Annotated in this window: 4 protein-coding genes and 1 pseudogene; all 5 read right to left on the reverse strand. The window is 36.4% G+C overall.

What is annotated here, in order from left to right; genetic code table 11:
* Nucleotides 1–209 (reverse strand): annotated as a pseudogene (locus ABNX05_RS25835) (hypothetical protein); the annotation flags it as partial.
* A gap of 168 nt (nt 210–377) precedes the next feature.
* Nucleotides 378–551 carry a hypothetical protein gene (locus ABNX05_RS25840; protein WP_349662308.1) on the reverse strand — a complete coding sequence of 58 codons (174 nt, stop codon included), beginning with the start codon at nt 549–551 and terminating at the stop codon, nt 378–380.
* Between the two features lie 967 nt (nt 552–1,518).
* On the reverse strand, nt 1,519–2,055 hold the full coding sequence (locus ABNX05_RS25845; protein ID WP_349662309.1) for an RNA 2'-phosphotransferase: 537 nt from the start codon (nt 2,053–2,055) through the stop codon (nt 1,519–1,521).
* Between the two features lie 356 nt (nt 2,056–2,411).
* Nucleotides 2,412–2,666 carry a DUF7660 family protein gene (locus ABNX05_RS25850; protein ID WP_134020075.1) on the reverse strand — a complete coding sequence of 85 codons (255 nt, stop codon included), beginning with the start codon at nt 2,664–2,666 and terminating at the stop codon, nt 2,412–2,414.
* Nucleotides 2,667–2,699: 33 nt separating this feature from the next.
* Nucleotides 2,700–7,175, reverse strand: coding sequence for a DUF6531 domain-containing protein (locus tag ABNX05_RS25855; RefSeq protein WP_349662310.1), 4,476 nt, complete (start codon nt 7,173–7,175; stop codon nt 2,700–2,702).
* Nucleotides 7,176–7,208: the final 33 nt, after the last annotated feature.

Consider the following 7,208-nt stretch of genomic DNA (forward strand, 5'->3'; position numbering starts at 1 on the left):
ACTACTACTTCATCTGTTTGATTGACCCGCTGAATATACTTTTGCGCTTGCTCTTCAGCAATCATTCCCGTAAAGTATAACCTCGCATGGTCATTGGCTTTATGCTTGATGGTTAGTTTATCTAAATGAATAAGCGAATAAGGCCATTCGAGCACAAGATCCTCATACGTACTAACCGTGTGTACTTCCTTTTCTTCTAGCGATTTCATTACTTACCTCCTTTCAATCTACTTCGTCTTTTAAAAACCTTGTAAGTTAAATTCCAACATGCCGTAAGCAATGGGTTTCCAAATATTCATCTCTTTTTTGACACAATTAAGCGACCCCATCGTTTTTTCTCGCCTACCTAAAACAAAAACATTAAATTATAAATCTTGTTATCTAGTACTTGCGTCATGAAATAAATAACCAATCTGTACACCGTTAACTTCATTAATACCAATATCCAACATTTTCGCAGTTGGATGTGTTTTTTGAAATATATTCATCCTGGAATGTGTGAAATCTTTTACTTCTTCTACTTTTATCTGTTGTTCCATGATTTTCAACACGACGTAGATTTTTCGTTTGTATAGATATAATCGTATCTACGACTAGATGGATATTTTTTATCCTTAATTCAGGTTCCAAACACGTCAAATGTTGAAGGTATACAAACGGATTTTAATCCTCATAAAAAATCATTTCTGTAAACTCATATGTAATAATTGGGGTTCGATGTTCTCCATTCATTCCTTTTGCCTTACATGTCTCTTCATCATGATAACTCTTCATCCATGAAATTCATTATGTTCTATCCTTTGTTTCGATTTGTATTATTCTTTCTATCTCATAACCTTGTATTTTTTACTTTCCTATTAAATACTATCGTTCAATTTTGTTATTAATTTTATAAATCAGTAATACCCCTAAATTAATTACATATGGAATTAAAACCATTAATTGGTTATTTTCTTCATAAATATGCTAATAAACCATAGATAAAAAGTCAACATCCATACGAACTATTATTCAGAATAGACAAAAAAACCTGTATATTAGGGAAATTCTAATTTTAGTAGTTAGATATACTGAGTGAGAGATGGATAAAGTGAAACTTTAATCATTAAGGTACAAGAAATGTAATTGGCATCAAACTAAGATTACATTCGTGTTGGAGAGAATAGTTATAGTTGTAAAATATGTTTCTACGATGGTGAAGGTATGCTACTGTTAGTGGTAATAAAATTTAAAGTATCCATATAAATGTCAACACCATTATGTACATTTTTGCTATTTAAGGATGAATAAAATCACTCGTTTTCCGAGTTTAAAGTGATCAAACAACTAATTTTTACTTGTTTAACACTCGATTTTTTACATAATTTAACAATCATTATCTAAATAGTGAGGGATAAAAGTAAATCAAAACAAGAAAAAACACATGTATATGGAATAATACCATATACATGTGTTTTCATATTTCTACTATAAAGATACGCCTCTCCATGTTGTAGGTTTCTGTGCTGTTAAATAATTTTAGTGACTGATAAAATCATATGGTATAGCATCTGCTAACCATATCATTTCATGCGCAAAATAAAATTTCACACCATTTTTATATGCATCTTCCGAATTGATTTTTAAAACTATAGGGTCAGTGTCTCTCCTTTTACCTACTAAAATAGCAGTATGGATGTCTTCAGATAAATGAACATATTGCCTTGTTTTAGGAACCAAGCCATTCTTCATTATCGACTCAAGAAAACGACGACTAGTTCCATGATAAAGTGTGCTAGGTGGCTTCATTTCCTTTTTTTGAATTTTCATAGGAATCGAATGTCCATAAAATGCTCTTATTTTATCATCTACAATTTCGTAACGCTTCTTTTCTGACTTCTCAATCATTTTTTTCAAATCATTAATCTCAATGCGTGACCATTTATCAGACCTTCTTAATGATTCTAACAATTTATCAACTAAAACCCATCCATTAGCATCTAACTCTAATTCATAATCCTTCGGAGAATGCCGTAGAGCATATGCCACCTCTTTACTAAGTTTATCATAATTCATTTACCTTACAGCTCCTTGAATCCTTCAATTCAACCTCTTCTCAATTGTCTTTTCAGTCAAAACATTAGCACTAGACTTATCGCTAAAATTTGCACCAATATTGTTTCGGCTGTAGAATATTTTAAATGAATCATCAATCCCCAACCCAAACGGATCGATAAACTTATTCGGATCTTTTCACATAGTCATAGAATGCAGGATTGCCCTTGTAAGTGTAAGCCCTATAAGGTCTATTTGCGTATACATTCCCATGCTAGGATCATAATATTGAAATATTCTTTACACAACACTCATCATTTTAAAGCCTCTCAACATACAAATTTCGTATAATCACACTCTTTTTTTAGAGTGGACTTTTATTCATAAATCTTACCCACATATAACATTATAGACAAAAAATTCCAATTAATATTTTGGGGTGTTTCTAAACCAGAATTTTCAAAAAAACCTTCCATACTGTCCACCCAGCCCTCAATGCCTTGAAGAAATTCATCTATAGATTTATTCTCCCATTCATCTCTATTTTTTTTAAAATCGGCTGATAATAAATTTACAAAATCTAAGAACTGTTGCTTATTAGAAACGTTTTCAATTATGTCATACCAATCCATACAATTCACACCTTTCGACTTCTACTATCGACTTTATTTTTTTCTACAAATTACCGATTTGGTTCCATCATCCATCTTTAAAACAATTGATGTTCCTCCAACTTTTGTTGACATTTTAAACCATTGATGCTTTACTTCACTTCTCTTAGCCCAGTTTACTGGGATTTCATCAATATTTGCTAGTCTAAATGCTGCTAGTCTTCTATGATCCAACGTCCATATCTTACCATCTGCATCTTTCCAAACATTAATTGTATTTAAATCGCTTACTTTAAGTGAACCATTCTTTAATGATTCAGCATTTTCCAAAACTGTATATGGACCAGTACTATTCTTGATATTTTTCTGCATAAAATAAATGTCATTCGGATTTAACGAAAGAGGTTTATCTCCTGATAACTCAGCAAAATTAAAAGGTTTTGGCTTTAATCCCAATGGATCAATTATAACATTCGTATCACCGACATACCCATACAATGTAGGATTTCCACCAGCAAGACCAATTGGATCCTGTTGAGTATACATTCCTTCCATAGGTGAGTAGTATCGGAATCGATTATAATACAATCCTATTTCAATATCTTCATACTGCCCTTGATAGCGGAATGGAATGAAATCTTTTCCACCTGTAAATTCTGTTATTTTACCATAAATATCAAGCTCAGTTGACCAAACCTTATTGCCTTCTTGATCATAAGCTTCGACAGGCGTTCCAAGAGAATCACTAATAATGCTGTAGTTACCTTTACTCGTAATTTTAGCTGAAGGTATAAACCCATTTTTAAATACCCATGTGACTAGATTATCATTTTCTAATTCAATTGAATCATTCTCTGAGGAATACTCATGTAAGATTGTATTCCCATCCCACACGAATCTCATTGTCTTCTCGTTAGAACTCTTCTCTATCCGTCTACCCAGCGAGTCATACTTAAAAGTAACTTCTTCCATATCTGGTTTGATGACCTTCGACATCATACCATTGCCATAGTATTCGTACTTCCACGTATCACCATTCTTTTCGACTTTCTGAACAAGATTCCCTTCATCATCATAAGAAAAGGTTGACTCTTTCGTTTCAAGTAATCTACTGCCGGCACCGTAAATACGATCTGTCATTTCTTTCGTTTCATACAAATTCCCGACATCATCAACACTACGATGTAAGAAGTCAAATTGACCACCTTGGTTGGACCAAACGAGGTTACTGAATTCATCGTAACCATAGGTAACCCGAACACCTGTTAACTCGTTGACCATGCTTCGTAATTGGTGATTAACATCCCAATTATACACGCGTCTTCGTGTATCGCGGTTTTGACTACTTATTTGATGGTGTATCGGTCTACCGGTCACATCATATTGCCATTTGCTGATAACATTTCCTGGAAGGATTCTCTCAATCTCTTGACCAAGTTCATTGTATTGCATCGCTGCTGTCCACTGTTCTTGCTCTAAACGAGAAGCCGTGATTTGCGACACATTACCCATTACATTACGAGCGACATCGATTTTTGCACCTAAGCTACTTGTAATTTGTGAACGGTTGCCTAAATCATCATAGGTACTCGCAATCCAATGGTCATTCTGCCACTCCTTGATCACTTGTCCAGAAAAATCTCGCTCGAACTTTATTGTCACATGCTCATTTTCAGTCTGAATTAACGAACCATTTTTGTCATAGCCAAACGTTTCCCAAGTATCATCATAATAATCAGCTCGAATGACATTCCCTAAATTGTCATGCTGATACGCTGTCCAACGATCACCAGGACGTTGAATTCTCTGAACCAATCCTGCCAAACTTCGCTCATATGTTCTTTCTATCTCATCAAAGCCGATTTCCTTGATGATATTTCCTTTCGTATCTCGTTCAAACTTATACGCTTCGCCTTTTTCATTGACTACAGCGGTTAACAGCTCTTCTGTATCATAAGTGAATTTAACTTTCTTTCCACCTTGTTCTCGGGATATCAAACTGCCAAGAATGGTGTAATCAAAGGCTACTTGCGTATGATTATCTTTAGCAAAAATAACATCATCATAGGCATTGTACTTTAATTGAACGTCGTTACCATCTGAAAGATTTGCTCGTACAAGGCGATTCAAGTTATCATAACGGAATTTCTCTGTAGCCCCTAGCGGATTGGTCGTTGATAAACAGTTACCATGACGGTCATACGCCCATGTCGAACTTGTCCCGTCTGGCAATGTTACTTGACTCAGGTTTAGATCAGCATCATAAGCTAAGCTTATCACATGACCTTGCACATTTGTCACCGTTTCAATTAAAAATTGCTCATTATAGGAAAATTCAGTCTTCGTGCCATTTTCTAAAATAATTGCCTGTAATGTCCCATCTTCATTATAAACCCACTGTCGACTTCCGCCCTCTGCGTTTACAGCTTGGATCAATCTATCTTTCTCATCATACTGAGAGGATACGGTACTGCCATCTGCAAGGGTAATCGTTACTGGATTTGCCCACTCATCATAGCTAAATAATGTGATACGACCATCTTCATCTCTTGCTTGTAGTAATTCAAAGTCCTCATTATAGTGATAGCTAACTTCACTACCATCTGGATGAACAATTTTCGTACAGAGGTTATCTTCGTTAAAATAATAATAACTCTTATGACCTAAGCTATTCGTAATTTCGTTATAACCCTCATAATAGGAAAGCTCACCCGCTAGGACATTGCCGTCTCCCCATGTTTTAATTACTCGTGCACCTGTAGTTGGGCCATCGTAGCGCCAGAAGAAGCTATTTTTATTGCGATCTATTTTTTGCATCATTAAGTGATTGTTATATTTTATATGCGTACTTTGCCCTAACGCATCTTGGATTTCGATTAAATCTTGTCCATCATTGTAGAAATAACGAACTAAGACTTCACGACTCATCTGGTTACACAATGCAACCTCTGTCATTCTGCCTACCTCATTGGTCGTAACTTCGAGCACTCTTCCAACACTATCGGTTACTTGGGATAGGAAGCCTTTAAGGTTATAGGCAAATTGAATATGATGGCCTTGCTCATTTCTTACTTCTTTTAACCTGTATTTTGTCTCTGTTGTTTGTTCAAATACGTATATCAATCGTGTATCATGCTCAAACAAATGATACTCCTCACCTGTATTTGTTAAGGTCATTCTTTCTCGTTTGTTAAAATACGGCAAGTTTATTGGTAAAATTGGAAATCCCACTGCACGACCATCCGTTACAACGATCCCAATCAGGTCCTCTTCTTCAAAAATCTCTAAGGCTAGATCGTATGTAAAGTGCATACCATAACCTGACAAGCCAATCCGACTACTATCACTGTACCAAGCGCGTTCCCATGAAAGAGGGATAGGTCCAGGCAGTTCAAAGTCGACGCCCTCATAAATCATACGCCCTGTGATTAAATCGACGGGTTCAAAGCCTCTTTTACAGAATTTTTCACTTAACCCTTTTGTACAATTAAATTTCTTTAATACTCCATGATTAAATTTCGTTAGCCCGGCTTTGGCCATAGCTTTCATTCCGTCTACTGCCTTCGACGCAGCGAGCAATTCATCCATCGACGAAATGACTTTATCTGCGGCCGTCTTCACAGCCTTAGATGCTTTGTTAGCTAGTTCCGCTAGTCCCTTTACTGCATCTAACGTTTTAGATACTTTCGGATAAGCTGCCTTCATCCCTTTTGCTAAAGCTTTTGAAGCATCTATTGCCTTATCAGCACCTTTTGCGGCATCAGCAGCTTTATCTAAGAGTTTTGCCCCTTTTTTGACCTTATAGGCTCCCTTGGCGGCATCACCAACTACTGGGATCGCACCTACTAAGTTCATAGCCGCATCCATGTAATTCCCTCTTGCCAAGCTAATTCCTGCATTCGCAATATCTGCAAATGTACCGATGACAGGAATAAATCCAGCAACATCCAATGCTGCACTTACGCCATCTACTAAACTACTAAACCAGCCTTTTTTCTCTTTTTTCTCTTCTGCCTTTTGCGGGAAGATTAAGTCAACTTTCGTCGTAGCTTCGATTGCTTCTTCATTTAATTTCGGTGGCTGGCTTTGCTTCTCTATACCTTCTTGATCAATGAGCGTACTAATTAATTGTGTGTCAGCGGCCATAATTACATGACTTTGTTCCTTCGCTGATATCGCAATCCATTCTTCCGCTTCTACGGCAAGCTCTTTCATGCCACTAATTTCGAGTGTTTCATCCGCCGCTAGCATGATGGTACTGTTACTTTGAAATGTTACGCCATCACCATCATCCATCTTTAAGTCCAATACTCCATCTACTGCACTAAAGGTAATATCACCAACACCTAATGTCACATCTTTCCCTACATTAGTCGCCAATGATTTAATGGTAGTATCCGCCATTTTCTTCGTCTGCTTTTGTCCGCCCTCTGGTGTGGCTGGACTGACACGCACCGAGCTGATAACGATAGCTTCTTCTTCAACAGCACTTGGAAAATGCAATTGAGCACGTGCACCTTTTTGAGGCATTAAATACATAACACCATTGGCATCTGCTGAATA

Origin of the sequence: Lysinibacillus zambalensis (assembly GCF_040183165.1) — a bacterium.
In the GTDB taxonomy this organism is placed as follows: domain Bacteria; phylum Bacillota; class Bacilli; order Bacillales_A; family Planococcaceae; genus Lysinibacillus; species Lysinibacillus zambalensis.